The organism is Streptomyces albospinus, from assembly GCF_014648695.1.
Lineage (GTDB): Bacteria > Actinomycetota > Actinomycetes > Streptomycetales > Streptomycetaceae > Streptomyces > Streptomyces albospinus.
Window position 1 is genome coordinate 173,813 of the sequence record NZ_BMRP01000005.1, and the last position, 26,152, is coordinate 199,964.

A 26,152-nucleotide genomic window follows, 5' to 3' on the forward strand; every position below is an offset into this window, starting at 1 on the left:
GACCTCTTTCAGCTGAGGGGGAAGGTGACGGGCAGCGCAGCCAGGGACCGGTGGAAGGGGCCGGGGCGCCAGACGAGGTCCTCGCGGCGCCCGTCGAGGTCCATCTCGGGCAGGGCATCGAGGATGTGGAGGATGGCGGCCTCCGCGATGAGGTAGGCGTGCGAGCTGGCCGGGCAGCTGTGCGGCCCGGCGCCCCATGCGAGGTGCGCCCGGTTGCCCAGCGGCCGGTGGGCTCCTAGGGCGGGGTCGTTGTTGCAAGCTGCGTAACTGATGACCACCGGCTTGTCGGGTGGCAGGAGAAAGCCGCCGATGTCCACCGGCCGGGGCGGGTAGCTCATCCCGAAGTTGGCCAGCGGCGGGTCGCGGTAGAGAACGGTGTCCAGGGCCTCACGGACGGAGGCGTCTCCGGAGTGCAGGTCCCCAGAGAAGTCACTGTTGGTGAGCATCTCCAGGAGGGTGTTCGTGATCAGGTTGACCAAGGGCTCGATGCCTGCCCCATGGAGGGTGATGAGCTGGTGGCCCATCTCGGAGTCGTCGAGCCGCGCGACGTGGGTGAGGAGCCTGCTGGTCACGTCGTCGCCGGGATGCCGGCGGCGCAGGGCCACGAGGTCCGCGACGGCCTGCGCAAGGATCTGATTCCCGATGGAGGCGTTGACCCCGTCGAAGATCTTCGCCATCCCGTCCGAGATACGGTAGCCGACCTCGTCGGGGCAGCCGAGCAGATAGCTGAGCGTCTGGAAAGCGAGAGGCCAGGCGTACTGGGACAGCAGGTCGGCCTTGCCGCTGGCCTTAAAGGCGTCGATTTTCTGCTCCGCGACCAGTTCGACGTGGGCACGCAGCGCGTGCTGGTCGACGGCCCCCAGAGCGGCAGTGTTCGCGGCTCGATAGCGGGCGTGCTCAGCGCCGGCCGAGCGCAGGGCGTTGGGACGCCACATCATCATGGGCAGGATGGGGCACATGTCAGGGACGGACGCCTGCCACCGGCGTGGGTCGGCGGGAAAGCGCTGCGGATCGCCCAGGATGCGGCGGGCCTCCTCGTAGCCGACGACCAACGTGGCAGGCATGCCGGGGGCCAGTTCCACAGGGACCAGTGGGCCGAACTGCTCCCGCATGCGCTGGTAGGCGACGTGCGGATTCCTGGCGAAGTCCGGCTCGTACAAGGGGATGCGGCGGGTCGACGTGCTCACGGTCGGGGCTCCAGACGGTGCGCGTGACGGGTGAGGTATTCGGTGAGCTGGATCAGGGCCTGCATGCAGGACGCTTGCTCCCGGGCGTCGCACACGGTCAGCGGCGTATGCCCCTCCAGAGCGAGGGCTTCATGGATCTCTTCGAGCGGGTGACGGGGTGCGCCGTCGAACTGGTTGACCGCGACCGCGTACGGGACGCCGTGCTCTTCGAGGAGGCCGAGGATCTCGTGGGAGGCGTCCAGGTCGCGGGGGTCGACGAGCACCAGGGCGCCGAGGGCGCCGAGGATCAACTCCTGCCACAGGAAGCTGAATCGGGCCTGGCCGGGGGTGCCGAACAAGTAGAGCACCAGGTCATCGCTCAGGTGCTTGCGCCCGAAGTCCACGCCAACGGTGGTGGTGGACTTAGCCGGGGTACGGGCCAGGTCGTCGACCAAGGTGCTGGCGCGGGTGATGGTCTCCTCCATGTGGACCGGAGACACCTCGGAGACGCTGCCGACGAAGGTGGTCTTGCCCACGCCGAATGATCCGGCGACCACGATCTTCGCGGTATCCGTCACCGTCGGCGCGACAAACCGGTCAGGCGTTAGCGCGGAGGCCATTGAGAACCCTTTCGAGGAGTGAGGCCGGGGGCCGGTCGACGTTGTTGCCCTGCGCGAGGGTCATCAGTCCGTGGTCGATGAGGTCGGCGACGAGGATCCGGGTGGTCGAGGGCGGGAGGGCGAGCGCGGAGGCGATGTCGGCGACGGCGAGTCCTCCGCCTTGCGCGGGCGCGAACAGAGCGATCACGCGGCGTGCGTCCGGGCTCAGACCAGGAAGGGTGCCGGTCGCGGCGAAGACCAGGCTCTCCAGGCGCACGTCCTTGCTGGGGCGGGTACGTCCGCCCGTGCGGACGTACGGCCTGACCAGATCCGGGTCCTGCCGCGGCCTGCTCATGCCAGCGGTGTTTCCGTGGCGCCGCCGACGCGCGTCTTGACTCCCAGCCGTTCGCCCACGCTTTCGGCCAGGCGTAGGGCGGCCTCGCTGATCACACCGATGTCCGCGAGGGGGGTGTCGGTACGGACGGCGAGCATCGTGTTCTCGCCGGCCGGGATGAGCAGGGAGATGTGGTCGACCGACTCCATGACGAACTGGCGGACACCTCCGCCGTTCGTCTCCCGGTCGTAGGCCCGAGATGCTCCCCACAATGTGGAGGCGATGGCCGAGACCTTCTCGGCGCGCTCGCGTGCTAGCCGGTCGGTATGGGCCGGGCTCATGCCGTCGGCGGCAACGAGCACGGCGTACTCCACGCCGTCGGTCTCCTCCAGGCTTTTGAGGAGCCAGCCGATGTTCTTGTCGGTCATGCTTCGTGTCCTTGGGTGGTCTCGGCGGCGGGGAGTTGGGCGTTCTGCTCGGCGCGGGCACGTTCGGTGCCACGAGCCCAGGCGGCGATGACGCTCGCCCGTCCCGGCTCGGCGTTGGCCGGGCGGGGAGCAGGCGTGGGCGCGGAGCGGCGGTGGCGCACCGTCAGGCCGCCGACGGTGGTGGTGCGGGCGGCGGGACGCTCTTGCCCAGCCTCCTCGGCCGCTGGGGCAGGGGCGAGCGCGGCGAGCGGGCGCGCCGTCACCGGTGTGAGCGCAGACGGTTGGCCGGCCGGGGTGGGAGCAAGCGTGGTCGGCGGAGCATCCTGTGCCGGTTGCGAGGGCGCCGACACTTGCTGCGGCACCGTGGTGAGTAGGTCCTCGGGGAGGGTGAGGAGTGCGCGGGTGCCCAGGAGCGAGTTGGGCGCTTGGACGTCGACCCGGAATCCGTAGGCGCTCGCAAGGGCTGCGGCGACTCTGAAACCGGTCTGTGGGCGGGCACCGAGCTGCGTGATGTCGTCCGTGCGGTGCCCGGTGAGTATGTCCCGGCCGGCGTCGAGCTGCTCCGGCGTCATCTGGAGGCCGCTGTCGTCCACGATGACGGTGACCCCGTGGTGACCATGCTCGAAGGCGACGTGCACCCTCGACTGCGGAGGCGAGAAGCGCAGCGCGTTGTCCAGCAGGATCGCGAGGGTGTGCACCACGGGCCCGACCACGCGAGTCTTCACCGCGACGTTGAGTTCTTGGGGCTGTACGCGGTCGTAGTCCTCGACGTAGCCCATCGCTGCCCGCACTACATCGGTCAGGGGCGTAGTGGGCCAGTGCCGGGTTAGTTTGCCTCCGGCCAGGACGGTCCATCCTTGGGCGACCAGCAGCATCTGCTGGACGGTGTGGTCGATACCGACCAGCGTTTCGAACGCGGCGTCGTCCTCGTGCGCGCGCACCCCCTCACTGACCTTGCGGCTCGTTTTGGCCGCCATGCCCACGAGCGCCGACGACACACTGCGCACCGCGGCCTCCGTCGAGCGCAACGCTGTGGAACGCACGCGTGCGATCTCTACCTGCGCGTCAGTGTGCGACCGCCGAAGCTCCTCTGCGCCGAGCGTCTTCGCTTGTTCGATCTCCTGGTGTGCCGTGAACTGGATGTCGCGGACGACGGCCTGCACGACGCCGGCGGTGCCCTTGACCACGGTGATCAACTGCTCGCCGATTGGCGTTCCAGCCAGCTCAGGTGCGGGTGTTGGGGCGGCGATCCGTCCGCCTGACTGATGGATCTGAGGCAGCGTCTCGGTGACGAACTTCTGTAGGGCGTGCTGGGTCGCTTGCTGTTCTCGGGCGAGGCGGTGCGTCTCCTGCCGCGCCTGCTGCCAGCGACGGTGGGTGACCCACGCCGCTGCCATGGAGACTACGGCCGTGAGGGCGACCAGGACGACGATGGTGATGATGGTCGCGGCCATCAGGCACCCGCCGGGACGCGTGCGTCGATCGTGGGTGCGGGAGCCTGGGCATCAAGCTGATGCACTAGGAGTGCGGACCCGATCACTCCGATGTGGAGGGCAGGCGAGTCGAAGCGAGGCAGGCACAGCCAGTCGATCGACCCGCCGTCACGGACGTGAGCGCTGGTCTGCATGTCGCCGATCAGTCCGTACTGCTCGATACGCGGAACGCGTGTCATCGTGTAGATCTCCATAGCCCCGCGAGTCCGGGGTGGGCTTCAGGGCCGTCGAGACGGCCGGTGAACTGTCGCTGAGGAGGGGCGCTGGTGGTCACCGGCGAGGCGGTGACACGGTCCGCGCCGGTGTGGGCTTCTCACGCGCGGTCGAGGCCCTGATGGCGCGATCACCGCGGAGAACCAGCCATGCCGTGGGACCGAGGATCAGGACGAACAGAACCGCCCCGGTAGGGGTCACGTCCGCAGCACCGACGCGGCCAGGCCCAGAAAGGTGAAGGCGACCGCGAAGACCGCACCCCGCACGATGTTGATTCGCGGCATCCACCAACGACGTCCCCGCTGTTGCATCGCATGGCCGGCGCCGCGGGTCTCCACGGTCGCCACGAGCTCCTGGGTCGCCTCAGCCAGTTGGACCAGATGCACCCTGCTGGGCATGTAGCCGGCGGGGACCCCTGCTGAGCTGAGCTGTTGAGCGTGGTGCAGCGCCCACTCCTCCTTGGGCGCGAGGACGCCGAGTTGACGTATGTGACCGCGCAGGCGCCGCGCGAGGTCCTCAATGTCGGAGGCGGTCTGTGGCAGAGGCGAGTCCTCGTCCAACACGAGCGCCACTGTCTCCGCTGCTGCCACCGTTTGGTCGCGCTGCGAATCCGGCTCGTCAGCAGTGCGGGCCTTCTTGCTAGGTGCGATGCGTTGACCGGCTTCCTGGCGTCCAGCCAGAGAGAGGCGCATGACACAACTCCTGTTCAAAGCAAGCCAAGTTGATGGGAATCCGCCGTGCAGGGATGATGGCCGTCGTGCAAAGTGAGTGATCTGGTCGCTACGTTGAGCGAACCCTGAATCCCCGCCCGGGGGTATGCCTGCGCGGCCTGCAAGGCCGCCAAAGGCGCCAAAGATCATTTCAGAACCGAGGGGCAGTCCATGGCCCGTGTGCGAAACGTCGCCCTTGCCGCACTTCTGCGCGAAGCTGGCTGGTCCCAGCCGCAAGCAGCCGCGGCGGTCGCCCGGGTAGCCACGGAGTGCGGGGCGCGCGAGCTGGAGGCGATCTCCCGCTCGCACATCTCCATGTGGGTCTTGGGCACGAAGCCGAGTGGACGAGCGCCGCATATCCTGCGCGAGACGCTGTCCCGCAGGCTCGGCCGCCGCCTCACTTTGGTCGACCTTGGGCTGGAAGGTGAAGCCACAGGCCAAACCGAAAGCGGTTCCGACTGGAGCGTCGACCCTCTGACCGTGCTGGCCGAGTTGGGAAGCGACGACCTCGATATGCACCGACGCAAGTTGCTGGCGGCCACCGCGTACTCGGCCGCCAGCCTCGTCCTGCCCGCCGCCTCGTGGTGGGCAGCCGCTCCTGCCGCGGCGGCGAAGCGTCCTGCAGTCTCCTCCCGGCAGGTGACGCAGATCGACATCGAAGATGTCCGCGATCTGACCGCCTTCTACTCCGCACGCGACCAGCAGCGCGGTGGAGCCTCCGGCCGCTCGGCCCTCGCCGGCCATCTTCGCGACGAAGCCGTGCCCCTGCTCGGCAGCAGGTTCAGCACCGAACAGATTCGCCGGGAGACCTACTCGGCTGTCGCGGAGATGACCTACCTCGCAGGCTGGATGGCCTTCGACGCCTCCGAACACCGAACTGCTCAGCGCTACCTCACTGTTGCCGCCCGCATCGCAGCCGAAGCGGGTGACGGACCGCTTGGCGGCCACATCCTGCGCGCCCTCGCGCATCAAGCAGTAGACCTTGGGCACCCTCGGCGTGCGCTCGCGTTGGCCGACTCCTCGATGTCCCGCGACCGCTACGGGCAGGCCAGCCACCGCGAGAAGGCGCTGCTCGCCATCGTCCACGCCCGAGCCCTGGCGGTAGACGGCGACCGCGCCGGCACCCTCGCGGCAATCAGCCGCGCAGAACGGGACCTCGCTCGAGCCGACAGTGACGACGCCCCCAGCCGTGTGGGCTTCTTCCAGGACGCCTCCCTGGCCCACGAGACCGCCTGTGCGCTGCGGGACATGGGGCAGTCGCGGGATGCGGAGATCCACTTCCGAAGGAGCGTCGCCACTCGTCGTCGCCAGCAGTACGCCCGCACTCACAGCGTGACCCTCGGCTACCTTGGTGCCGTCCAGGTCCACCAGGGACGCCTCGACGAGGCGTGCGCCACCTGGAACCAAGCGCTTGACGCCATGGCCGGCGTTCAGTCCGGCCGTGCCCGCGACGTCATCGTCCGCATGCAGAGCGACCTGTCTCCCGTCCGGCGACGCGGCGGGCGTCATGTCGCCGAACTGGACCGCCGGGCAAGGGAGATGTTGCGCACCATAGGCTGACCACAGAGCAGCTTCCAGACACCGACCATGAGCTGCTGCACAGGCTGCGCCGAGGGAGAGGGACGAGCACCGATGGCGACGTACCAGGTCGAGTCGATCGCAACAGTCGTCGGGGGCCACACCCGTGTTCAGGACGACTACCAGGGTGGGGTCGAGTCGATCATCAGGCTCGACGGCACATACCCTCTCGAAACGCTGCAGGGCATCGAGGAGTTCTCCCACATTGTGGTGACGTGGCGATTCCACCTGGCATCGCCGGGAGACGTGCAGCTTCATGCACGCAGCCCCCGCGGGAACGAGAGCTGGCCGGCAACAGGAACTTTCGTCCACCGCAATCACCGACGACCGAACCAACTGGCGATCAGCTACCCGAGGTTGCTTAAGGTGGAAGGCCGAGACCTCCTGGTCACCGATCTCGACGCCGTCGACGGGACGCCCATCATCGACTTGGCTCCGTACTTCGAGCAGATGGGCCCCCGGGGCCAAGTCCGACAGCCAGCCTGGCCGGGCGAGATGCTTGCCGACTACTGGCATGACGCCTCGGAGCGTCCTTAGTTTGACGGCCGAGGCCAGCGAAGGACGGTCGGCGGTGCGGGTGAGCGGCATCAGTGTGCCTCCAAGCTCAGTGCACACCACGTCGAGGACGCGGCCTGGACGCTCTCGCGTCCTGCATCAGCGGGAATCACGGCATACGCGGTCCGGCCTCCGTCGATCACGCCCCATCGCCGTGCCAGAGCTGCGACCAGGGACAACCCTCGTCCGCCAACGTCGTCGGCACCCGCACGGCGCCGTTCGGGTGCGGTGTCGCTGCCGTCAGTGACCTCGATCCGGACCTGCCGGCATCTGTACTCCACCCGTAATTTCACGGCGCCGGAGCCGTGTCGGATCGCGTTGGTAACCAGCTCAGAGACGACCAACCGGGCATCCTCCGACGTGGATTCCGGCAGTGCCCACAACCTGAGCAGAACCGCAGTGGTGCCGCGCGCTTCAGCTACATGAACGTCCGCCGGCTCCATGGACATCTCGAATGCACGTGACGTCGGCGGTGGCGTGGCCGGCGCGCTGCTGACGGCGGTGGGGCCGCCGCCAGCCGCACCATGAAGGTGAGGCGTTGCGCGGTACGTGGTCATGCCTCCCATCGCACCGTGGTCCCGCGATGCAGAACAGGGGAAACATGAGGGGGGAAATATTTGTCAAGGGGGGAAAACGAGGGGGGAGTTAGGGCCAAGATTGGAATCCCCCACCGACTGAGGTCACACTCATGCCAGTAGATCCGTTTGCCGAGCTACTCCGTCAGCTGCGCCGTGAGGCGGGCCGAACTATGGATGAACAGGCAGACGCGATCAACACGGCCTCGGGCCGGGCGACGGTGACCCGCCGAGAGGTCAGCCGGTACGAGAACGGTGAAAACGTCCCTACAGATCACACGCTTGGAAACATCGCTGTGGCCTGCGGTGTCCCGCTGGAGCTGCTCCTGCGGGAGGCGAAGGCCGCCCGCGCCAGGCGGAGAAAGAGGGACGACCGTGAAGGGGAGGACCCGGACGACGTGAAGCGTCGAACGCTCCTTGGGGGCGCCATCATCGGGGCGGCAGCCGCTGCCGAACCATGGGGTCGACTCGCCTACGCGCTCAGTAAGGGAGCCAGGATCGACCCCGAGTCCGCATCCGTGCTCATCGACCACGCTGCTGGATTGCATCTGGACGAGCTGAACGAAAGCGCGCGCAGTCTGCAGAACCGGGTCGAGTCACACCTCGACGCGATCACGGCGGCCCTTCCCCGAGCTGGCGAACATGGGCGGGCGCTGACCATCGCGGCGGGCGAAACCGCTGCCCTTGCCGGATGGGTCGCCTGGGACCTCGGGGAACACGACAAGGCCGCCGCCTACTACCGAGTGACCTCGGAATGCGCGAAGGAAGCAGGGCACCCGCCGCTGCGTGCCCTTGCGCTGGGCTATGCGAGCTACGGGGCCGCTACCCCAGAGAAGGCGCTGGAAATGTTGTCACAGGCGGCTCAGGACGTGCGTGGACACGGCAGCGCGACCGCTGCAGCATGGGTGTTAGGGCGGTACGCGGAGGAAGCGGCCCAATCAGGAGACGATGCCGGCGCTCTCCGGGCCTTGGAACAGGCGCGATTCGCGTACGACTTCGCCAATCACACGAGCGAGCAGGCGTGGGTCCGCTTCGTGACGCCGTACCGGATGGATTCACTGGCCCTCTCGGTCTACGGCGAACTCAAGCGCCAAGAGCTGACGGTCACAGCGGACTCCGCAGTCAAGCGCCTCGGTCAGGAGCTTCCTGAATCCGGAGTGGTGGTCCTCGGCGATCTGGCGTCGGCGCTGCTCCGTGGCGGCGACGTAGACCGTGGGGTCTACGTCGCGCGCCAGTTCGCAGCGGCAGCGGAGTCGAAGCCGAACACTATGGGACGTCATCGGGCGCAGAGCATCGCCGCCTGGCTCCCCGAAACTGAGCGCGATCTGGCTGGCCACTTGCTGGCGTTCGCGTCGTGAGCCATCCCGGCGTTCAGGCTCGCTGAGGGCGAAGTGCTGGGTGGCCGGCTCTACTGGGGGTGAGTCTCGTCGACCACCCAGGACAGGTACGCCTCCGACCCTCCGGTCACGGGCAGCGTGATCCACTGGGGGACGTCATACGGATGCTTCTCGTGCAGCCACGCCTCCAGTGCTGGGAGGTGGTCTGCCGACGTCATGTACGAGATCCGCCACTCTTGTGCCGCTTCGACCTTCCCCTTCCACCAGTAGAAGGCGGTGATGGGCGCATCGATGTGAACGCCCGCTGCCAACTTGCTCTCAACCGCGCCTCGGGCGAGAGCCTTCGCCTGATCCTCGTTGTCACTGGTCGTCTGCGCGATCACGATCTCGTGGGCCATGCGTCTACCTCTCCAGCTCGGGTACCGCGACCCTATCCAGCTGTCCAGCGCGGGCCGACGGGTGGTGGACACCGGCGAGGAGGGGGGATTCACCCACCGACCTGATCACTCATGCAGCGGCCCACGATCCCGGGTGGCGAGCGTTGCTTCGCCATCACGGTGAAGGTCCTCTCGTCGAAAAGGTCGCGTAACGGCTTCGTGGTATCGGCGCGTGCGTGCCCCTCAATGGGGCCGTGGCGGAGAGATCCCTGGTCACTGTCGGGGTTATGCATTGTTCAGCCCACGGCAGACGAGAAAGAGCCCTAAACGACTGGAACCTCCTCCGAGACCATGTCAACGTACAACGTCCCGGAACACCAGGTCAGCGAAGGGATGTGGGCTCCTGGCGGGCGGCGGCCCGCCGCGCCACGACAGCCCGCAAAATCCCGCTCGGCCTCGCGACCGAGCACCGACCCCACGGAGGTCCACCTGTCGAACGCTGTTATCCGATCTGCCCGCTTCACGGCCCCCATCCTCCTGGCGCTCGGCGCCATGAACGCGTGGGCGGCACAACGGACTGAGGACTACGGATCTCTGTCCACGGCGCTGTGCCTGTGCGTCTGTGCCGCCGGCCTGTTTGGCGAGGATCTGCTCCAACGCGGGTACCGGCGTGACCGCGCGGTCCTCGCGCACGTCGCGGGGCACCCGGGAGCCGCAACTCGCCATGTGGCCCGAGCCGTCGGAGCCCCTGAGCGCGTCGTCGCCCGAAACCTCGACCGCCTCACCGATGACGGGCTGTTGGTGCTTGTCACTGACGGCGCGACTCCTGCGCTGCGGTCCTACCGACTGGCGTCGTGACCGACGCCGGAGCAGAGGGCAAGGGACACGCCCTCGTGGCGCAGGGAGATACATAGCAGACGATCCCCGGTTAGCGAAACCGGGGACTGTGCGGACCATTGATCTCGTTCGCACTCGGCTGCGCTTGGCGGTGGAGCCGTGTCGGATGCAGTTGACCGTGCCGTGAACAGGAAAGGAGGCAATGCGCGGCTCGCGGTGACTGCTGCCCTGAAACGCAGCGCCTGTTCGCCAAAGGACAGCGATGCCTCGCCGACTCGGTGAGGAACCCGGCGTTGCTGATTCCGCTCTGCCGCTCTGCGCGCTTCTTCGCAAGGACCCCGCTTCATGTGCCGATCCGCGATACCCCCTGCCCTTTTTCACCCCGATGTGTCAGGCCGACGTGTCGGCGACGCCAACCGCGCCGGCGGGGTGGCGTCGTGACAGTGGCGACGCGACCTGGGGCAAAGCTGACAGTCGATGAAGTGTGCGACGAACTGGGGGTCGCCCGGAGCACCTTCTACGACTGGCGGCAAAAGGGGCGAGGGCCACGCTGCATCCGGCTCCCTAACGGCTCTCTTCGAATACGGCGCAGCGATCTCGAAAACTGGTTGATTGATTGCGAGGACCCTTCCTGATGGACACCAGTTCGCTGGACGTTCGTTTTTATCCAATCGAGACGAACAAGCGGGCCAAGGGCAATAGCTATACCGTCCGTTGGAAGGTCGCTTACAAGAAGCACAGCAAGACCTACAAGAAGTCCGCTGTCGCTGACGACGAACGTTCGAAGCTCATGGCCGCACACCGGAAGCGTGAGCCATTCGACATCGAGCTGGGTCTGCCGGTCTCCTGGTCGTCCAAGGCAGCCGAGGTGAACTGGTTCCAGTTCGCCATCGAGTACGTCGACTGGAAATGGCCGCGCGCCTCTGGCAACACCCGCAAGAACATGGCCAAGGCGCTGACACCGGCGACCATCGCCCTGCTGCGCACGCCGCCGCCAGCCCACTTCGAGCCGATGAAGGTCCGCCGAGCGCTGCGGGAGTACGCCTTCAACGTCAACCGGCGGAACGATCCCGACGAGCGCATCCCAGATGAGGTCCAGACGATCCTCGACTGGATCAAGCGCAACTCCCTCCCGATGAGCGCCTGGGAGAAGGTCGAGAACGTCGACAAGGTCGTCACTGCTCTCAGCACCCTGCTGGACGGCACCGCAGCAGCGGCCAGCTCGATCACGCGCAACGACCGGATCATGAACCTGGTCATGGACTACGCCATCAGGCACAACTACCTGAAGGCCAATCCGCTTCCTAAGGGAAAGGCGCGCAGCGCTCCGAAGGTGGCCCAGGCCATCGACAAGCGATGCCTGCTGAACCGCGACCTGGTCGCGAAGATGCTGGACTGGATAGGCAGGCGTCCGCGTCGCGGACGCCTCTACCGAGCCTTCTTCGCAACCCTCTACTTCGCGGGCTTGCGTCCGGAGGAAGCCGTCGCTCTCCGAGTCGGGGACGCCACGCTGCCGGAGACCGGCTGGGGTGAGTTCCTCGTCCATGAGGCCCAGCCCGAAGTGGGCAGCCAGTGGACCGACACCGGCGAGGTCCATGAGGAACGTGACCTCAAGGGCCGAGGGGAAGGCGACACGCGCACTGTCCCCATTCACCCCTCCCTCGTCGCGATCCTCCTGGAGATCATCAAGGAGTACGACCTCAAGCCGGCCGACCTCCTCTTCCCTGGCGAGAAGGGCGACATGCTTGCGGGCTCGGTGTTCCGGCGCGTGTGGAATAAGGCACGCAAGGCTGTCGTGCCTGAGCACCTGTTTAAGACGCCAACGGGGAAGCGCCCGTACGACCTGCGCCACACCTGCCTGACGACGTGGCTCAACAGCAACATCCCGCCCGCCCAGGTCGCCGAATGGGCTGGCAACAGCGTGCCGGTCCTGCTGGCCATTTATGCACGCTGCATCGTCGGTCAGCTGGATGACTACCTCAAACGGATCGAAGGCGTCCAAGACCTACCAAAGGTGGCGGCGTGAAGAGCGGCCTCGGAACCCTGCGAACAGCGGGCTCCGGGGCCGCTCTGCTGCGTGCCGGGAGGGGCTGGAGGGCCTTCCCGGGCCCCCGATTTTGTGGGACGTATGTGGGACGGACACCCGTAGAAACCCGGTTTTGGCCGGTGTCAGCCGGACTCCGCCCTCGCTGGAGGGAGGGAGTCCGGTTCGTCTCAGTGATCAGTCAGACGCGATCTGACCTGCGAATATGTCGCCAATCTGACAAGGCGTCAGTGGCGCCCCCGGCAGGACTCGAACCTGCGGCCAAGCGCTTAGAAGGCACCTGCTCTATCCACTGAGCTACGGGGGCCGGGTGGTGGGTGTGGATCACGGACCGCGGACCAGGATAGAGGTCCGGGTACCTCGTCCCGGTTGCTTCACCTCCGTGGCACGTTGTGGAGGTTCGGTGAAGCGATCCCGATAATCGCAGGCAGGTACGAATCCTGCACGGCTTTTGGCGTTTCGTGCGGCGGGTGTTGTGCAGTCGTTATGCCTGCGTCTCGGTTGTCCCGAACGTTCCGTGTGTCACTCGCCCCGTTCTGTGCGGGTTCTCGCGGCGCGCACAAGGGGTTATACGCTTCAAAAACCCATCGAAATTGGGCATTCTGCACATGTGGCGACCTTGGACGTAGGACCCCGACTGATCGACGCCCTGTCCGTTCTGCGTGACCGCGTCGACGCCGCACGCTTTCCACTGCCGCTTCGGGGCGCCGCCCGGGCCCGGCGAAACCGGGCCGAACTGCTCGCCCAGCTCGACGACTATGTGATTCCCCGTCTGCGCGCCCCTAAGGCACCTCTCCTCGCCGTCGTCGGCGGCTCCACCGGGGCGGGCAAGTCCACCCTGGTCAATTCGCTGGTCGGGCGGCGGGTCTCGGAGGCCGGGGTGCTGCGCCCGACGACCCGTATGCCGGTGCTGGTGTGCCATCCCGACGATCACCGCTGGTTCGCCGGGCAGCGGGTGCTGCCGGGGCTCACCCGGGTGTGGGTGCCGGAACAGGACGGCGGGGAGGGGAGCGGGCGGGGTTCCTACGAGGGTGCCGCAAGCGGCGGCTGCGGCACCGGCGACCCGGGGATGCCGACCGTGCGGATCGAGACGGATCCCGCGCTGCCCAGCGGGCTCGCGCTGCTGGACGCCCCGGACATCGACTCGCTGGTCGCCGGCAACCGGGAGCTGGCCGCCGAGCTGATCTGCGCGGCCGACGTCTGGGTGCTGGTCACCACGGCCGCCCGTTACGCGGATGCGGTGCCCTGGCATCTGCTGCGGACGGCCAAGGAGTACGACGTCACGCTGGTGACGGTGCTGGACCGGGTGCCGCACCAGATCGCCCCCGACATCTCCGCCCGGTACGCCGAACTGCTCCAGCGGGCCGGGCTCGGCCACGTCCCCCGCTTCACCATTCCCGAACTGCCCGAGTCGGCCGGCGGGGGCCGCGGACTGCTGCCCGCCACGGCGGTCGCCGGGCTGCGCGAGTGGCTGGGGTGGCACGCCCAGGACCCTGTCGCCCGTACTGCCGCCGCGGACCGCACGGCGTCCGGCGCACTCGCCTCGCTGCGCAGCCGGCTCCCCGCGCTCGCCGGGGCCGCCGCTGCGCAGCACGCCGCCGCGCTGCGGCTGGCCGGCCGGGTCGAGGAGGCGTACGAGGCGGCGGCGGAGCGGGTGCGGCGGGAGGTCGCGGCCGGCGAGGTACTGGCCGGGGACGCGCGCGCCCACTGGCACGAGCACCCCCGCGGCGGCCGGGCCGACGAACTGCTGGACGCGCTGACCCATGGATTGACGGCGCTGCTGGCGTGCGCCGTCGCGGAGGCGGACGAGCGGGCCGCGGACGCCTGGCGGCGCGACCCCGCGGCGGCGGACGTCCGGCTGGCGGCGGCGGGCGCCACAGGGGCGGACGGGCGGCTCGGGGTGGTCATCCGGCGCTGGCGGCGCTGCCTGGAGGAGCTCGCCGACGAGGAGACCCGCGAGGCGCGCGGCGGCCAGGCCGGTGAACGGGCCGGCTCGGTGGCGGCGGAGGAGTCGGCGGCGCTGCTGGCCACCGCGCTGCTCGGCGGTCGCCGCGCCCGTACGGCGGGCGAGAACCTCGCGGACCTCTTGGGGGCGCAGAGCGCGCTGCGGCTGTGCGACCGGGGCAGCCGGCTGCTGACCACGTATCTGGAGCGCGCCCTGTCCGGCGAACGGGAGCGGCGGCTGGCCCCCTTGGACCCGCTGACCGTGCCACCGGACCAGCAGGCCGAGCTGATCGCCGCGCTGTCCGTATTGCAGAAGGAGAGAGCGCGGAAGGAGAAGGACCACCTCAAGGGCCACGAGGGCCACGAGGGCCAGAGGGCCCACAGGGATCTCGGGGATCCCCATGACAAGGCGGTCGTGTGCGAGCGGGAGGCGGTGACGGGGTGACGGACTCCGAGGAGCAGCGGGCGGCGGGCGGGGACGGTGCGGGCACGGCATGGGACGACGGGGTGATCGCCCGGCGGGTGCGCGGCGGGGACGCGCGGATCGAGGCGCAGGACGCGGAGCCCGTCGTGCCGGGGGCCCGTGCGAAGGCCGGTCCGGACGCCGCGGAGACGCCGGAAGCAGCGGTTCGGGCGGGTCTCCGGCAGGCGGACCTCCAGGGAGACCTCCAGGAGGACGAGGCCAGTGCGAACGGCCGGGACGAGGGAGGTATCGGGGCCGGCGGGTACAAGTGGGTGCCCGGCGGCGCGCGGCGGGTGGCGGCGGAGGGGCTGCGTCCCCGCTTGGAGGCGCTGCGCGAGCTGATCGCGCTGTCCCGGACCCGGCTGGACGGGGCGGTGCTGGACGAGGCGGGGCGGGTACTGGAGGCGGCCGACGAGCGCTACCGGCTGTCCGGCGAGCACACCGTGGTCGCCATCGCGGGGGCGACCGGCAGCGGCAAGTCGTCGCTCTTCAACGCGCTGGCCGGGGCGAACCGTTCGCAGGTCGGCGCGCGCCGGCCGACGACCGGTGAACCGGTGGCGTGCGTCTGGTCGGGCGGCAGGCCGGGGGCGGACGGGCTGCTGCGGCGGCTGGGGGTTCCGGTGCACCGCCGCCACATCCCCGGGGAGGGCGCTCAGGAGCTGCGCGGCCTCGTCCTGCTCGACCTTCCCGACCACGACTCCTCGGACACCGCGAACCGCGAACAGGTCGACCGGATGCTGGAGTTGGTGGACGCGGTGATCTGGGTGGTGGACCCGGAGAAATACGCGGACGCGGTGCTGCACGAGCGGTATCTGCGGCCCCTGGCGGGCTACGCCGAGGTCACCTTCGTGGTGCTCAACCAGGTCGACCGGCTGCCCGGGGACGCCGCCGACCAGGTCGTGGACGATCTGCGCCGGCTGCTGGACGAGGACGGGCTGGCGCTCGGCGAGCACGGGGAACCCGGCGCGGCGGTGCTGGCGCTGTCCGCGGCGACCGGCGAGGGAGTGGCGGAACTACGGGAGGCCCTGGGCCAGTTCGTCGCGGAGCGGGGCGCGGCGGACCGCCGGCTGACGGCCGATGTGGACGCCGCGGCCGAGCGGCTGCGTTCGGTGTATGTGGCGGAGCGCCGGGTCGGGTTGACCGAACGGGCTCGTGAGGAGTTCGACGGCCGGCTGGCCGAGGCGGTGGGCGCGGCGGCCACCGGGCGCGCCGCGGAACGGGACTGGCTCCGGCACGCGGAGCGGGCCTGCGGGTCGCCGTGGTCGCGGTTGCGCGGCCGTCGAGGCGGTCGGGGGAGTGGCCGGAGGAGCGGTCGGAGGGGCGGTTCGCGGGCCCGGCGGAAGGAAGGGGCGGCCGGGGCCGGCGGGACGGGCACCGGCGCGGGGCCCGCTACTTCTCCTTCAGGGGCTGCTGCTTCGGGGCCTGCGACGTCAGGTTCCGCTTCGGGTCCCGCTTCGGGCCCTGCTTCGGGTCCTGCTTCAGGTTCTGCTTCGGGGCGGGCCACCGGTGGGCGCGCCGGTGCCGTGCGGGGCGGTTCCGCACGGGGCGGTTCCGCGCGGCGTGGCCTCGTAGGGGCTGATGGTGTACGGACCGGCGACGGCCGGGCTGCCGCGCGGCCGGTGGTGGAGCAGGCGGTGCGGGCCGTGGCGGAGGATGCCGCGCGGGGGCTGCCGACGCCGTGGGCGCAGGCGGTGCAGGAGGCGGCGGTGCGGGGCGCGGGCGGGCTGCCGGAGGCGCTGGACGCGGTGGCTGCCGAGGCCGAGGAATCGTTGCGGCAGGGGCCGGCCGTGAAGCCGCGGTGGTGGACGGTGGCGGCGGCGGTGCAGGGGCTGCTGTTCGTGCTGCAAGTGGTGGGCGTGCTCTGGCTGCTGGGGGCGGCGACGGGCGTGACGAACGCCGCCGGCTGGCCGGCCGGGCTGCTGCCTGCCGCTGTCGGTTCGGTGGGCGGCCCGGCGCTGACCTGGTTGTGCGGGGCGGTGGCGCGCGGCCCGGCCCGGCGGTACGGGCAGGAGGCCGAGCGGCGGCTGCGGGGCGCGGCGGCCGGGTGCGGGCGGGCGCGGGTACTGGAGCCGGTCGCGGCCGAACTGCTGCGGTACCGCGAGGTGCGGGAGCAGTACGCGGTGGCGTCGGGCGTGTGACGCAGGGCGGGAGGGGGCGCGGCCTCACCCTTCCCGGTGACGGAGTTGTCCACATACGGTCTGTCGTCCACAGCCCGCAGCGGCCGAAGCCGCGGCGGTGCAGCATGAGTTCAACGCAACGCAACGCGGTGCAGCACAGCGCGGTGCAGCACAGCGCACGGCAACGCAGCGCGACGTGGCACAAGCATTGCGTGCGCCCAGGGACCTGGCATTCAGAGATCCGGCACGCAGGGACCTGGCATTCGGAGATGCGGCGCCCGGGGAGATCACAGCGGGAGCCACAGAGATACGCCGTAAAGGGCGGACGGGGGGAACCTTCCATGAACGACACGATGGTGACACTGGTGGGGAACGCGGCGACGGCGGTGGAGCACAGGGAGACCGCCGCGGGGGTGCCGGTGGCGCGGTTCCGGATGGCGGCGACCTCGCGGCGCTGGGACAAGGCCCGGGAGTGCTGGACCGACGGGGAGACGAGCTTCTATACGGTGCGGTCCTGGCGCGCGCTCGCGGACAACGTGGCCGCGTCGGTGGCGGTGGGCGAACCCCTCGTCGTCCAGGGACGGTTGCGGCTGCGGGAGGGCGAGCAGCCGCCGGAGAAGGGGGGACAGCGATGGTTCGCGGCGGAGATCGACGCCATCGCGATCGGCCATGACCTCTCGCGGGGGACCGCCGCATTCCGCCGGGTGGTAAGGGCGCGGCAGGAATCCGCGCCGTCCCAACGGCCGGTGGACGGTCCGGAGTTCAAAGAAGTTGAGGCAGCAACGACATCGTCGGCGAAAGGCCGGGCGGAGCCGCCGCCAAGGCCCTCCGGGGCGGCAGGCAATTCACCGCAGAAGGCGTCAGCAGCCTGAAAACCTCTGACGATTTGTCGATAATGCCAGGTCAGGGTGCCCGTGCTCGATAACGATTGCGATTCGGATCGCTTATAGGACGCTATTACTGGGGACGGTGATGCGCCTGCTCCATAGGATCTGACGAGTACTCACGGGGGCTGACCAGGCTGAGCAGTTCGGCCGTTGAGTTCTTGGGATCTTTCCGGCGAGGCAACCTCTCCAGCCGACCGCCTCGCCCAGAGGGGAAATCAATGCTTTCGATGAAAGGGCGGGGCGCAGCCCGCCTTGCCGCCGCGGTCGTGGCCTCGGGCCTCGTCGCGGCGGGTGCGATAGCCACCGCGGGGACCGCAGTGGCCGACGACGCGACCACCTGGCACGGGGGCGCCACCGCGACGCTCGGGGGTCTGAAGACCTTCGACCAGGCAGTGGTGCACGGCGACGGAGGGGACCAGCGCGTCGGCGCCGGGCTCTTCGAGATGTCGGTCGACAACGGCGGCACGCTACAGACGTACTGCATCGACATCCACAACCCGACGCAGCAGCAGGCGCGGTACCAGGAAGTGCCCTGGAGCGCCTCGTCGCTGCACGACAACGCGGACGCGGGCAAGATCCGCTGGATTCTCCAGAACTCCTACCCGCAGGTGAACGACCTGGCCGCGCTCGCCGCCAAGGCCGGTGCCGGCAACCTCACCGAGAAGACCGCCGCGGCGGGCACCCAGGTCGCGATCTGGCGCTTCTCCGACCACGCCAAGGTGGACGCGGTCGACCCGGCGGCCGAGAAGCTCGCCGCCTACCTGGAGAAGAGCGCGCAGAACGTCGGCGAGCCCAAGGCGTCGCTCACGCTGGACCCGCCGGCCGTCTCCGGCAAGTCCGGCGGCAAGCTCGGCCCGGTCACCGTGCACACCAACGCCGACAGCGTCACGATCTCCCCCGCTGCCGACGTGCCGGCCGGCGTCAAGGTCGTGGGCAAGGACGGGAAGCCGGTCACCAGCGCCACCGACGGCACCCAGCTGTTCTTCGACGTCCCCAAGGGGACCAAGGACGGCAACACCTCGCTGACCGCGCAGGCCGCCACCAAGGTCCCGGTCGGCCGCGCCTTCACCGGCATCGGTGAGCACGCCAGGAGCCAGACCCAGATCCTGGCCGGGTCCAGCGAGTCCACGGTCTCCGCGGCGGCCACGGTCTCCTGGAAGAAGCAGGGCGCGATCCCCGCGATCACCGCGGAGAAGGACTGCGCCAAGGGCGGCGTGGACGTCACCGCGACCAACAAGGGCGACGAGGCGTTCCGCTTCCAGCTGGCCGGCAAGGACTACTCGATCGCACCGGGCGCGTCGCGGACCGTGACCGTTCCGGTGGCCGAGAAGCAGTCGTACCAGATCACGATCACCGGTGCGGGCGGCTTCAAGAAGACGTTCTCCGGCGTCCTGAACTGCAAGACCGCGGGCAACGGCGGCGGCAAGCCCTCCCCGCACCCCAGCCCGGCCTCGGCCGGCGGCACCACGGGCGGCGGCCACGGCCATGACCTCGCCGAGACCGGCTCCAGCAGCGCCACCCCGGTGATAGCCGGTATCGCGGCCGTCCTCGTCGTGGTCGGCGGCGCGGCGGTGTTCTTCCTGCGGAAGAAGAAGTCCACCCCGTCCGCGTGACGGCGACCGCACAGCGGTCGGCGGCATCACGGCAACACCTGCAACACTTGCAACACTTGCAACATCAGCAACACCGGCAACAATGCCGTCGGTGCTGCTGCCGGCGGGGACGCCCGCAGCAGTGACACGGCGGTGACGCTCGGCGATCGCACCGCTCGCTCGGAATGAGCGGGCGGTTGCCGGCCGGGCACCTCGCGGCCCCGGAGTGCGACATGCGCTCCGGGGCCGTGGCCGTCCGCCCAGTGGCACCCGTTTCCGTCCAGGGATGGACGTACGGCAAGATGGGGTGTATCTGCCCTCGCGCGGCCACGCCGCACCATGGCCCAGGCGGCGGAGCCGCACAGACCACCTGATAGATCCAGACTGCCGGACGGTTTCTCTTGGCTGAGTACATCTACACGATGCGCAAGACGCGCAAGGCGCACGGCGACAAGGTCATCCTTGACGACGTGACGCTGAGCTTCCTGCCGGGCGCGAAGATCGGTGTCGTGGGTCCCAACGGCGCCGGCAAGTCCACGGTGCTGAAGATCATGGCTGGTCTTGAGCAGCCGTCGAACGGCGACGCCTTCCTCTCTCCCGGCTACACCGTCGGCATGCTCCTCCAGGAGCCGCCGCTGGACGAGTCCAAGACCGTGCTGCAGAACGTGCAGGACGGCGCCGCCGAGATCATGGGCAAGCTCCACCGCTTCAACGAGGTCGCCGAGCTGATGGCGACCGACTACAGCGACGCGCTGATGGAGGAGATGGGCAAGCTCCAGGAGGACCTCGACCACGCCAACGCCTGGGACCTCGACACCCAGCTCGAGCAGGCCATGGACGCGCTCGGCTGCCCGCCCGGCGACTGGCCGGTCACCAACCTCTCCGGTGGTGAGCGCCGCCGCGTCGCGCTGTGCAAGCTGCTGCTGGAGGCCCCCGACCTGCTGCTCCTCGACGAGCCCACCAACCACCTGGACGCCGAGTCCGTGCAGTGGCTGGAGCAGCACCTCGCCAAGTACCCCGGCACCGTCGTCGCCGTCACCCACGACCGGTACTTCCTCGACAACGTCGCCGGCTGGATCCTGGAGCTCGACCGAGGCCGCGCCATCGGCTACGAGGGCAACTACTCCACGTACCTGGAGACCAAGCAGACCCGTCTGAAGGTCGAGGGCCAGAAGGACGCCAAGCGCGCCAAGCGCCTCAAGGAAGAGCTGGAGTGGGTGCGCTCCAACGCCAAGGGGCGGCAGGCCAAGTCCAAGGCCCGCCTGGCGCGTTACGAGGAGATGGCCGCCGAGGCCGACAAGATGCGGAAGCTGGACTTCGAGGAGATCCAGATCCCGCCGGGCCCGCGTCTGGGCAACGTCGTCGTCGAGGTCGACAAGCTCAACAAGGCGTTCGGCGACAAGGTCCTGATCGAGGACCTGAGCTTCACCCTGCCGCGGAACGGCATCGTCGGCGTCATCGGCCCCAACGGCGCCGGCAAGACCACGCTGTTCAAGATGCTCCAGGGCCTGGAGACGCCGGACTCCGGTGACATCAAGGTCGGCGAGACCGTCCGGATCTCCTACGTCGACCAGAGCCGCGAGAACATCGACCCCAAGAAGACCCTGTGGGCCGTGGTCTCCGACGAGCTGGACTACATCAACGTCGGCCAGGTCGAGATGCCTTCGCGGGCCTATGTCTCCGCGTTCGGCTTCAAGGGCCCGGACCAGCAGAAGCCGGCGGGGGTCCTCTCCGGCGGTGAGCGCAACCGCCTCAACCTGGCGCTCACCCTCAAGCAGGGCGGCAACCTGCTCCTCCTCGACGAGCCGACCAACGACCTCGACGTCGAGACGCTGTCCTCCCTGGAGAACGCGCTGCTGGAGTTCCCCGGCTGCGCCGTGGTCGTCTCCCACGACCGCTGGTTCCTCGACCGCGTCGCCACGCACATCCTGGCGTACGAGGGCGACTCCAAGTGGTTCTGGTTCGAGGGCAACTTCGAGTCGTACGAGAAGAACAAGATCGAGCGCCTCGGCGCCGACGCGGCCCGTCCGCACCGTGCGACGTACAAGAAGCTGACCCGGGGCTGACCGTCGTGCGACACCTCTACCCGTGCCCCCTGCGCTGGTCGGACATGGACGCGTTCGGCCACGTCAACAACGCGGTGTTCGTCCGCTACCTCGAAGAGGCGCGGATCGACTTCATGCGCCGGCTGGCGCCGGGGGGCGGCAGCCCGTCGTTCACGGGCGGCTCGGTCGTCGCCCGGCACGAGATCGACTACGTGCGGCAGCTGGTGCACCGCCCCGAGCCGGTGACCGTCGAGCTGTGGGTGAAGAAGATCAGCGCGGCGTCGATGACGGTGGGGTACGAGGTCAAGGACGAGGAGACGGTCTACCTCCGGGCCTCGACCGTCGTCGTTCCGTACCACTTCGCGGAGGGGCGTCCGCGCCGCCTCACCGCCGAGGAGAAGGCGATCCTCAAGGAGTACCTGGACGACGCCGCGCACCAGGAGGGGGCCGTCTCCGCATGACGGCGCTGCACCTGGCCGATGCCGGGGAGGCGGCGGACCTCGCCGCCTTCCTCGCCCGGCTGATCCACTACGACCGCGCGGCGGCGGTGCGGCTTCAGGCCGGGGGCGGGGTGCTGGCGGTGTTCGGCCGGCCGCCGTCCTTCGAGGTGCTGGCGATCCGCACGGCGCGGCTCGCGCAGGACCTCACGCTGGACGTGACCGTGTCCGCGGGCGAACTCCTCGAAGGCGTCCAGGAGTCGGCGGACCGGGTGACCGTGCCGGCCGCGGTCACCGGCCCGCCGTGGGCCGGGATGCTGCCGCCGCGCGGTGGCTGGACGCGGGTGCCGGGGCTGCCCTCGCCCGAGGCGCTGGCGCGCGCGGTGGCCGCCGCGGTCGCCGAATTCCGGGCGCGGGACGAGGCGTTGCCGCCGCAGCGGCGTACCCGGACCGAGCGCGACCGGATCGGGCGGGAGATATGGTCCCGGACGCTCGGTGACACGCATCTGCCGCTGCGGGCGGTGCATGCGGCGCAGGCGCTCGGGTTCCTGAGGCCGGTGCGGGCCGGTGCGGGGGCGATGGCCGGGGGCGCCGATGGCGGGGTCAATGCCGGTGCTGCTGCCGGCGCATCCGTCGGCGGCAGCTCGACCGCGGTGGTGCCGCCCGGACCGGAGCAGGGGCCGGCGTTGCTGGCCGCCGGGGGATGGCTGCGGTTGAGCACGCCGTACGGGTCGATCGCGGTACGGACCGGGGGGCCGGCGGGGTTGACCGGGCTGTCGGGGCTGACGGTCTCGCCGGTCTGAGGCGAGGCCGACTACGGCGGGTGGCCGGGGCGTGCCCGACTACGGCGGGTGGCCTGGGCGTGCGGGTGCCTGCGGGTTGCGGGTGACTGGGGCTGCGTGCGGGTGCCTGCTGGTGCGGGCTCGTGCGTGCTCGTGCGGGCTCGCGAGGTGTGCTCCGGACCCGCCGCCGGGCGGGCGGCCGGAGGGTGCGCGCGCACCCGCAGCACGATGAAGCCGGACACGGTCCCCCTGGGGCACGGAACCTCCAGCCGGGACGAATCGGCCGGGACGCACCGGCAGGTTCGCGGCGTCAGGTTCGCGACATCAGGTGCACGGCGTCAGGCTCGCGACGTCCGGAAGCGTGATCGGATGCGGAGGATGCCGTCGGGGTGTGACGTGCCGGGTGAGTGCTTTGCGGGCGGGCTCGACCGGATGGCGACGCGAGCACATCAGGGCCCGCGGGCACCTCAGGGCCGGTGCGCCGGGGCCGGGTGTGACAGGTCTCTCACTCCGCCGCGTTGATCATCGTCGCTGCCGCATACGTGAGGTAGTTCCACAGCTGCGTCTCGTGCTCCTCGGCCAGCCCGAGGGAGTCCACCGCGTCCCGCATGTGCCGCAGCCACGCGTCGTGCGCGGCCCGGTCGACGGTGAACGGGGCGTGCCGCATCCGGAGCCGGGGGTGGCCGCGGCCCTCGCTGTACGTACGGGGGCCGCCCCAGTACTGCATGAGGAAGAGGGCGAGCCGCTCCTCGGCCGGACCCAGATCCTCCTCCGGGTACATCGGCCGCAGCAGCGGGTCCTCGGCGACCCCCTGGTAGAAGCGGTGCACCAGGCGGCGGAAGGTGTCCTCGCCGCCGACCTGCTCGTAGAAGGTCTGCTCCTGAAGCGTGCCGTGCGGAATCTTGTTCACCGGTCCATGGTGGCAGACGCTCCGGCCGAGGACTTCGGTCGTAGGACGCGGGCGACCGGAAACGGCTCCGGGGCGTGATCGGCTGATCACGCCCCGGAGTTGGGGTCCTGCTGCCGGGTGCGGTCAGCCCCGGCGGACGGTCAGGGTCGTCCAGGCGCCGACGTGCACCCGGTCGCCCTCGTGGAGCGGCACCGGCACATACGGCTGGATCGGCTCCTCGGCGAGGTTGATCGTCGTGCCGTTGGTGGAGTTCTGGTCCACCACCGCCCAACTGCCGTCCTGCTGCTGGACGAGCAGGGCGTGCTGGTGCGAGACGCCCGGGTCCTCCGGCGGGCGGCCCAGGTCGACGTCCGGCGACTCACCGGTGCTGTTCCGGCGGCGGCCGACCGCGATCTGCCCGTTGGCGAGCGGCAGCACCTGCTCGGGGGAGTACGAGGGCAGGTTGAGCCCCGCCGCCTCCGGGCCGCTGCGGGCCATCATCGCCATGAAGTACTCGCGGTCCGGCGCGATGGCCACCACCCAGCCGTCGCCGACGACCGGCGGCGGACCCTGCGGCGGCGCCGCAGGACCCGGGCCGGGACCGCCGGTCCACTGCCCGTCGGGACCCGGCTGCTGCTCGTAAGGCCCTGGCTGTTGGTCATACGGTCCCGGCTGCTGGTCGTACGGTCCCGGCTGTTGGTCGTACGGTCCCGGCTGCTGCGGCGGGAACGGCGCGGGCGGCTGCTGCTCGAACGGTGCCTGCGGGCCGGGGCCGGGCGGCGCGGGAGCCATCGGCGGGGCCGCGTGCTGGGCGGCCGGCGGGTTCAGCGTCCAGTCGTCGCCGCCCTGGTGCGGGGGCGGCGGACCGGGCTGGCCGGCGGGACCGGGGCCGGGCATGCCGGGGGGCGGGCCGGGCTGACCGGGGAAGCCGCCGGGGCCGGGCATGCCGGGCGGCGGGCCCTGCTGCGGCGGCGGGAAGCCGTAGCCGTCCTGCCCGCCCTGCGTACCGGGAGCGGGCGCGCCGGGACCGCCGGGGCCGGGGGCGGGCGGCGGGAAGCCGTAACCGCCCTGGCCGCCCTGCGGGCCGGGGGCGCCGGGCGGCGGGGCGAACGAAGTCGGGGAGTTGGTGAGGAAGTTGAAGCGGCACTCGTCGCAGAACGGCGCCATCGCCTGGCGCGGCGTACGGCACTGCGGGCACAGCTCGGGTGCGCCCGGCTGCCCTGGCTGCCCGGGGCCGGGAGCCGGGAACGGTGCGGGGGCGCCGGGCGGCGGGGTGCCCTGCGGGGGCATGCCGTGCGGCGGTGTACCCGAGGCGTCGGGGCCGGGTGCGCCGGGACCGCCAGGGGCAGGAGCACCGGGGAAGGGAGCGGGCGCGCCGGGACCGCCCGGGCCGGGGGCCGGCGGCGGGAAGCCGTAGCCGCCCTGCGGACCGGTGTCGCCGGGGCCGGGTGCGCCGGGGCCGCCAGGGGCAGGAGCACCGGGGAAGGGAGCGGGGGCGCCGGGACCGCCGGGGCCGGGGACGGGCGGCGGGAAGCCGTAGCCGCCCTGCGGGCCGGGGCCGGGGCCACCGGGTGCGGGGGGGCCCGGAACGGGAGCACCGGGAACGGGAGCGCCGGGCACCGGGCCGTGGCCGGGCGCGCCGGGTCCACCGGGGCCGCCGGCCGGCGGCGGGCCCGGCTGTCCCGGGGGCGGTGCCGCCGGGCCGGTCGGCTCGGCGGGCGGCGGGGTGTTCAGGAACCCCGCGGGCAGAGAGGGCGGCGGGGGGACAGCGCCCGCCATCCGCTGGCCGCACACCTCGCACCAGTCTTCGGCCACCGACTGGTGGCCGTTCGGGCAGGTAGGCATGTCGGTTCTTCCCCCTCCGTACCGATTCTTCCAGGTGGTACTGATCGGTGCTGATGGTGATCTTCTGTGGCTGTTTCTATGGGTGTTCCGTGACGCGGACGGTGGTCGTCGAGTGCGTTCCGAGAGTTCTCTCGCCGGCTTCGGTGACCTTCGCCTTCAGTCGCACAGTACCGGTCGCGGCATCGACGACGTCCACCACCTTCGCAAGGAGTTTCGCAATGTCCCCGTTCCCCGCGGCGCGGGCCAGTTGCACCGCCCGGCCCAGCTTCGCCACGGCGCGGGCGGCATCTCCTGACTTGCGGGCATCCAGCCCCTGTTGGATGACTTGCGCCAGTTCCGCCTGTCCTGTGTAGTGCGCGACCTGCGGGTCGATCGCCGCCGCGGCGGCGGGATCGTCGGTCCAGACGGCCTTGACGAGCCCCTGCGACACGGTCCGCGGAGCGGAGCCGTCCGGTCCGGAGAGCACCAGCGAGACCCGGGCGGCCAGCATCCGCCGGCCGAGGCCGGCGTCCGGGACCCGTAAACAGAGGTGATAGTCACGCGACTCGTCGCCCCAGGAGCCGGTCGGATAGTCCCCCGAGAGGGGGCCGGACGCCCGCCGCCGCGCGGTCAGGTCCGCCACGGTGGGTGCCACTTGCCGGAGGTGCGCGACCTCGGCACCGCGCGGCGTCCACACCCGCAGCCCCACATCGGCGATGCGGGCCGCACCGCCGTCCGGACCCGCCGGGACCGACCCGTGCCGGCCCGCCGGAACCGGCCCGTCCGGGCCCGTCCGCGGCGCGGGCACCGGGCGCCCGCCGGTCGTGCCGCCCCCGGTCGCGGTGACCGTGACGATGGCGTGCACCTCCCGTCCGCCCTCGGGGAGGCAGGGGTTCTGGTGCACCTCGGCGGAGAAGCGCGGCACG

General features: G+C 70.4%; 23 protein-coding genes, 1 tRNA gene and 1 pseudogene. 12 read left to right on the forward strand and 13 right to left on the reverse strand.

The genetic code is table 11. The features are described from left to right. Window positions 1–8: 8 nt before the first annotated feature. From IEZ17_RS10125 to IEZ17_RS10155, 7 genes are all read right to left on the reverse strand, one after another. Window positions 9–1,187 carry a cytochrome P450 family protein gene (locus tag IEZ17_RS10125; RefSeq protein WP_189298683.1) on the reverse strand — a complete coding sequence of 393 codons (1,179 nt, stop codon included), beginning with the start codon at window positions 1,185–1,187 and terminating at the stop codon, window positions 9–11. Next, window positions 1,184–1,786: a GTP-binding protein gene (locus tag IEZ17_RS10130; RefSeq protein WP_189298685.1), complete on the reverse strand. Its 603-nt coding sequence runs from the start codon at window positions 1,784–1,786 to the stop codon at window positions 1,184–1,186. The genes IEZ17_RS10125 and IEZ17_RS10130 overlap by 4 nt, the downstream gene beginning before the upstream one ends. Next, window positions 1,764–2,120 carry a DUF742 domain-containing protein gene (locus tag IEZ17_RS10135; RefSeq protein ID WP_189298687.1) on the reverse strand — a complete coding sequence of 119 codons (357 nt, stop codon included), beginning with the start codon at window positions 2,118–2,120 and terminating at the stop codon, window positions 1,764–1,766. The genes IEZ17_RS10130 and IEZ17_RS10135 overlap by 23 nt, the downstream gene beginning before the upstream one ends. Next, window positions 2,117–2,527, reverse strand: coding sequence for a roadblock/LC7 domain-containing protein (locus IEZ17_RS10140; protein WP_189298689.1), 411 nt, complete (start codon window positions 2,525–2,527; stop codon window positions 2,117–2,119). Before IEZ17_RS10140 ends, IEZ17_RS10135 begins: the two co-directional genes overlap by 4 nt. Further along, window positions 2,524–3,981 (reverse strand): ATP-binding protein, encoded by a 1,458-nt coding sequence (locus IEZ17_RS10145; RefSeq protein WP_189298691.1) that lies wholly within the window; start codon window positions 3,979–3,981, stop codon window positions 2,524–2,526. Before IEZ17_RS10145 ends, IEZ17_RS10140 begins: the two co-directional genes overlap by 4 nt. After that, a complete protein-coding gene (locus IEZ17_RS10150; RefSeq protein ID WP_189298887.1) occupies window positions 3,981–4,199 on the reverse strand; it encodes a trehalase-like domain-containing protein in 219 nt (72 codons plus the stop codon). The genes IEZ17_RS10145 and IEZ17_RS10150 overlap by 1 nt, the downstream gene beginning before the upstream one ends. Window positions 4,200–4,430: 231 nt before the next feature. Continuing rightward, window positions 4,431–4,823, reverse strand: coding sequence for a DUF6415 family natural product biosynthesis protein (locus IEZ17_RS10155; RefSeq protein ID WP_189298865.1), 393 nt, complete (start codon window positions 4,821–4,823; stop codon window positions 4,431–4,433). A 291-nt stretch (window positions 4,824–5,114) separates the two neighbouring features. Between IEZ17_RS10155 and IEZ17_RS10160 the strand changes: the two genes are divergently transcribed. Beyond that, on the forward strand, window positions 5,115–6,503 hold the full coding sequence (locus IEZ17_RS10160; RefSeq protein WP_189298693.1) for an NsdA family TPR-like regulatory protein: 1,389 nt from the start codon (window positions 5,115–5,117) through the stop codon (window positions 6,501–6,503). A 72-nt stretch (window positions 6,504–6,575) separates the two neighbouring features. Continuing rightward, complete coding sequence (locus IEZ17_RS10165; RefSeq protein ID WP_189298695.1) at window positions 6,576–7,058, forward strand: SAM-dependent methyltransferase; 483 nt, start codon at window positions 6,576–6,578, stop codon at window positions 7,056–7,058. A 50-nt stretch (window positions 7,059–7,108) separates the two neighbouring features. Here the strand turns inward: IEZ17_RS10165 and IEZ17_RS10170 are convergent, their stop codons facing one another. Next, window positions 7,109–7,642: an ATP-binding protein gene (locus IEZ17_RS10170; protein ID WP_189298697.1), complete on the reverse strand. Its 534-nt coding sequence runs from the start codon at window positions 7,640–7,642 to the stop codon at window positions 7,109–7,111. A gap of 122 nt (window positions 7,643–7,764) precedes the next feature. Between IEZ17_RS10170 and IEZ17_RS10175 the strand changes: the two genes are divergently transcribed. Further along, window positions 7,765–9,009, forward strand: coding sequence for a helix-turn-helix domain-containing protein (locus IEZ17_RS10175; RefSeq protein WP_189298698.1), 1,245 nt, complete (start codon window positions 7,765–7,767; stop codon window positions 9,007–9,009). Between the two features lie 50 nt (window positions 9,010–9,059). Here the strand turns inward: IEZ17_RS10175 and cutA are convergent, their stop codons facing one another. Further along, window positions 9,060–9,386: a divalent-cation tolerance protein CutA gene (gene cutA / locus IEZ17_RS10180; protein ID WP_189298699.1), complete on the reverse strand. Its 327-nt coding sequence runs from the start codon at window positions 9,384–9,386 to the stop codon at window positions 9,060–9,062. A gap of 1,259 nt (window positions 9,387–10,645) precedes the next feature. Between cutA and IEZ17_RS10185 the strand changes: the two genes are divergently transcribed. Together IEZ17_RS10185 and IEZ17_RS10190 are read left to right on the forward strand one after the other, a co-directional pair. Next, window positions 10,646–10,837, forward strand: a complete 192-nt coding sequence (locus tag IEZ17_RS10185) for a helix-turn-helix transcriptional regulator (protein WP_229852138.1) — start codon at window positions 10,646–10,648, stop codon at window positions 10,835–10,837. After that, window positions 10,837–12,228: a tyrosine-type recombinase/integrase gene (locus tag IEZ17_RS10190; protein WP_189298701.1), complete on the forward strand. Its 1,392-nt coding sequence runs from the start codon at window positions 10,837–10,839 to the stop codon at window positions 12,226–12,228. The genes IEZ17_RS10185 and IEZ17_RS10190 overlap by 1 nt, the downstream gene beginning before the upstream one ends. Before the next feature lie 249 nt (window positions 12,229–12,477). Here IEZ17_RS10190 and IEZ17_RS10195 read toward each other — a convergent pair. Continuing rightward, window positions 12,478–12,553, reverse strand: a tRNA-Arg gene (locus tag IEZ17_RS10195). A gap of 312 nt (window positions 12,554–12,865) precedes the next feature. Between IEZ17_RS10195 and IEZ17_RS10200 the strand changes: the two genes are divergently transcribed. From IEZ17_RS10200 to IEZ17_RS10230, 7 genes are all read left to right on the forward strand, one after another. After that, window positions 12,866–14,635, forward strand: a complete 1,770-nt coding sequence (locus tag IEZ17_RS10200; RefSeq protein ID WP_189298867.1) for a dynamin family protein — start codon at window positions 12,866–12,868, stop codon at window positions 14,633–14,635. Continuing rightward, window positions 14,632–16,791, forward strand: coding sequence for a YfjP family GTPase (locus IEZ17_RS10205; protein ID WP_308427621.1), 2,160 nt, complete (start codon window positions 14,632–14,634; stop codon window positions 16,789–16,791). The genes IEZ17_RS10200 and IEZ17_RS10205 overlap by 4 nt, the downstream gene beginning before the upstream one ends. A 320-nt stretch (window positions 16,792–17,111) precedes the next feature. Further along, the gene (locus IEZ17_RS10210; RefSeq protein WP_189298702.1) at window positions 17,112–17,642 is read left to right on the forward strand and encodes a single-stranded DNA-binding protein; all 531 of its coding nucleotides are present in this window, start codon (window positions 17,112–17,114) and stop codon (window positions 17,640–17,642) included. A 233-nt stretch (window positions 17,643–17,875) separates the two neighbouring features. Then, a complete protein-coding gene (locus tag IEZ17_RS10215; protein ID WP_189298703.1) occupies window positions 17,876–19,270 on the forward strand; it encodes a Cys-Gln thioester bond-forming surface protein in 1,395 nt (464 codons plus the stop codon). 380 nt (window positions 19,271–19,650) lie between these two features. Beyond that, the gene (gene ettA, locus IEZ17_RS10220; protein ID WP_189298704.1) at window positions 19,651–21,315 is read left to right on the forward strand and encodes an energy-dependent translational throttle protein EttA; all 1,665 of its coding nucleotides are present in this window, start codon (window positions 19,651–19,653) and stop codon (window positions 21,313–21,315) included. A gap of 5 nt (window positions 21,316–21,320) precedes the next feature. Then, window positions 21,321–21,755: an acyl-CoA thioesterase gene (locus tag IEZ17_RS10225; RefSeq protein ID WP_189298706.1), complete on the forward strand. Its 435-nt coding sequence runs from the start codon at window positions 21,321–21,323 to the stop codon at window positions 21,753–21,755. Then, window positions 21,752–22,534, forward strand: a complete 783-nt coding sequence (locus tag IEZ17_RS10230) for a DUF8010 domain-containing protein (RefSeq protein WP_189298708.1) — start codon at window positions 21,752–21,754, stop codon at window positions 22,532–22,534. Before IEZ17_RS10225 ends, IEZ17_RS10230 begins: the two co-directional genes overlap by 4 nt. A 484-nt stretch (window positions 22,535–23,018) precedes the next feature. On the opposite strand, the gene IEZ17_RS10235 is transcribed toward IEZ17_RS10230, so the two are convergent. From IEZ17_RS10235 to IEZ17_RS10245, 3 genes and pseudogenes are all read right to left on the reverse strand, one after another. After that, on the reverse strand, window positions 23,019–23,423 hold the full coding sequence (locus IEZ17_RS10235) for a globin (RefSeq protein WP_189298710.1): 405 nt from the start codon (window positions 23,421–23,423) through the stop codon (window positions 23,019–23,021). 123 nt (window positions 23,424–23,546) lie between these two features. Further along, on the reverse strand, window positions 23,547–25,247 hold the full coding sequence (locus IEZ17_RS42215; RefSeq protein WP_229852123.1) for an FHA domain-containing protein: 1,701 nt from the start codon (window positions 25,245–25,247) through the stop codon (window positions 23,547–23,549). A gap of 76 nt (window positions 25,248–25,323) precedes the next feature. Further along, window positions 25,324–25,944, reverse strand: a pseudogene (locus tag IEZ17_RS10245) (hypothetical protein); the annotation flags it as partial. Window positions 25,945–26,152 lie beyond the last annotated feature (208 nt).

Coding starts and splice junctions, on each gene's coding strand:
- IEZ17_RS10160 (WP_189298693.1), top strand. CDS start 5,115: ATGGCCCGTGTGCGAAACGTCGCCCTTGCCGCACTTCTGCGCGAAGCT.
- IEZ17_RS10135 (WP_189298687.1), bottom strand. CDS start 2,120: ATGAGCAGGCCGCGGCAGGACCCGGATCTGGTCAGGCCGTACGTCCGC.
- IEZ17_RS10230 (WP_189298708.1), top strand. CDS start 21,752: ATGACGGCGCTGCACCTGGCCGATGCCGGGGAGGCGGCGGACCTCGCC.
- IEZ17_RS10150 (WP_189298887.1), bottom strand. CDS start 4,199: ATGACACGCGTTCCGCGTATCGAGCAGTACGGACTGATCGGCGACATG.
- IEZ17_RS10145 (WP_189298691.1), bottom strand. CDS start 3,981: ATGGCCGCGACCATCATCACCATCGTCGTCCTGGTCGCCCTCACGGCC.
- cutA (WP_189298699.1), bottom strand. CDS start 9,386: ATGGCCCACGAGATCGTGATCGCGCAGACGACCAGTGACAACGAGGAT.
- IEZ17_RS42215 (WP_229852123.1), bottom strand. CDS start 25,247: ATGCCTACCTGCCCGAACGGCCACCAGTCGGTGGCCGAAGACTGGTGC.
- IEZ17_RS10210 (WP_189298702.1), top strand. CDS start 17,112: ATGAACGACACGATGGTGACACTGGTGGGGAACGCGGCGACGGCGGTG.
- IEZ17_RS10175 (WP_189298698.1), top strand. CDS start 7,765: ATGCCAGTAGATCCGTTTGCCGAGCTACTCCGTCAGCTGCGCCGTGAG.
- IEZ17_RS10170 (WP_189298697.1), bottom strand. CDS start 7,642: ATGGGAGGCATGACCACGTACCGCGCAACGCCTCACCTTCATGGTGCG.
- IEZ17_RS10140 (WP_189298689.1), bottom strand. CDS start 2,527: ATGACCGACAAGAACATCGGCTGGCTCCTCAAAAGCCTGGAGGAGACC.
- IEZ17_RS10215 (WP_189298703.1), top strand. CDS start 17,876: ATGCTTTCGATGAAAGGGCGGGGCGCAGCCCGCCTTGCCGCCGCGGTC.
- IEZ17_RS10165 (WP_189298695.1), top strand. CDS start 6,576: ATGGCGACGTACCAGGTCGAGTCGATCGCAACAGTCGTCGGGGGCCAC.
- IEZ17_RS10130 (WP_189298685.1), bottom strand. CDS start 1,786: ATGGCCTCCGCGCTAACGCCTGACCGGTTTGTCGCGCCGACGGTGACG.
- IEZ17_RS10190 (WP_189298701.1), top strand. CDS start 10,837: ATGGACACCAGTTCGCTGGACGTTCGTTTTTATCCAATCGAGACGAAC.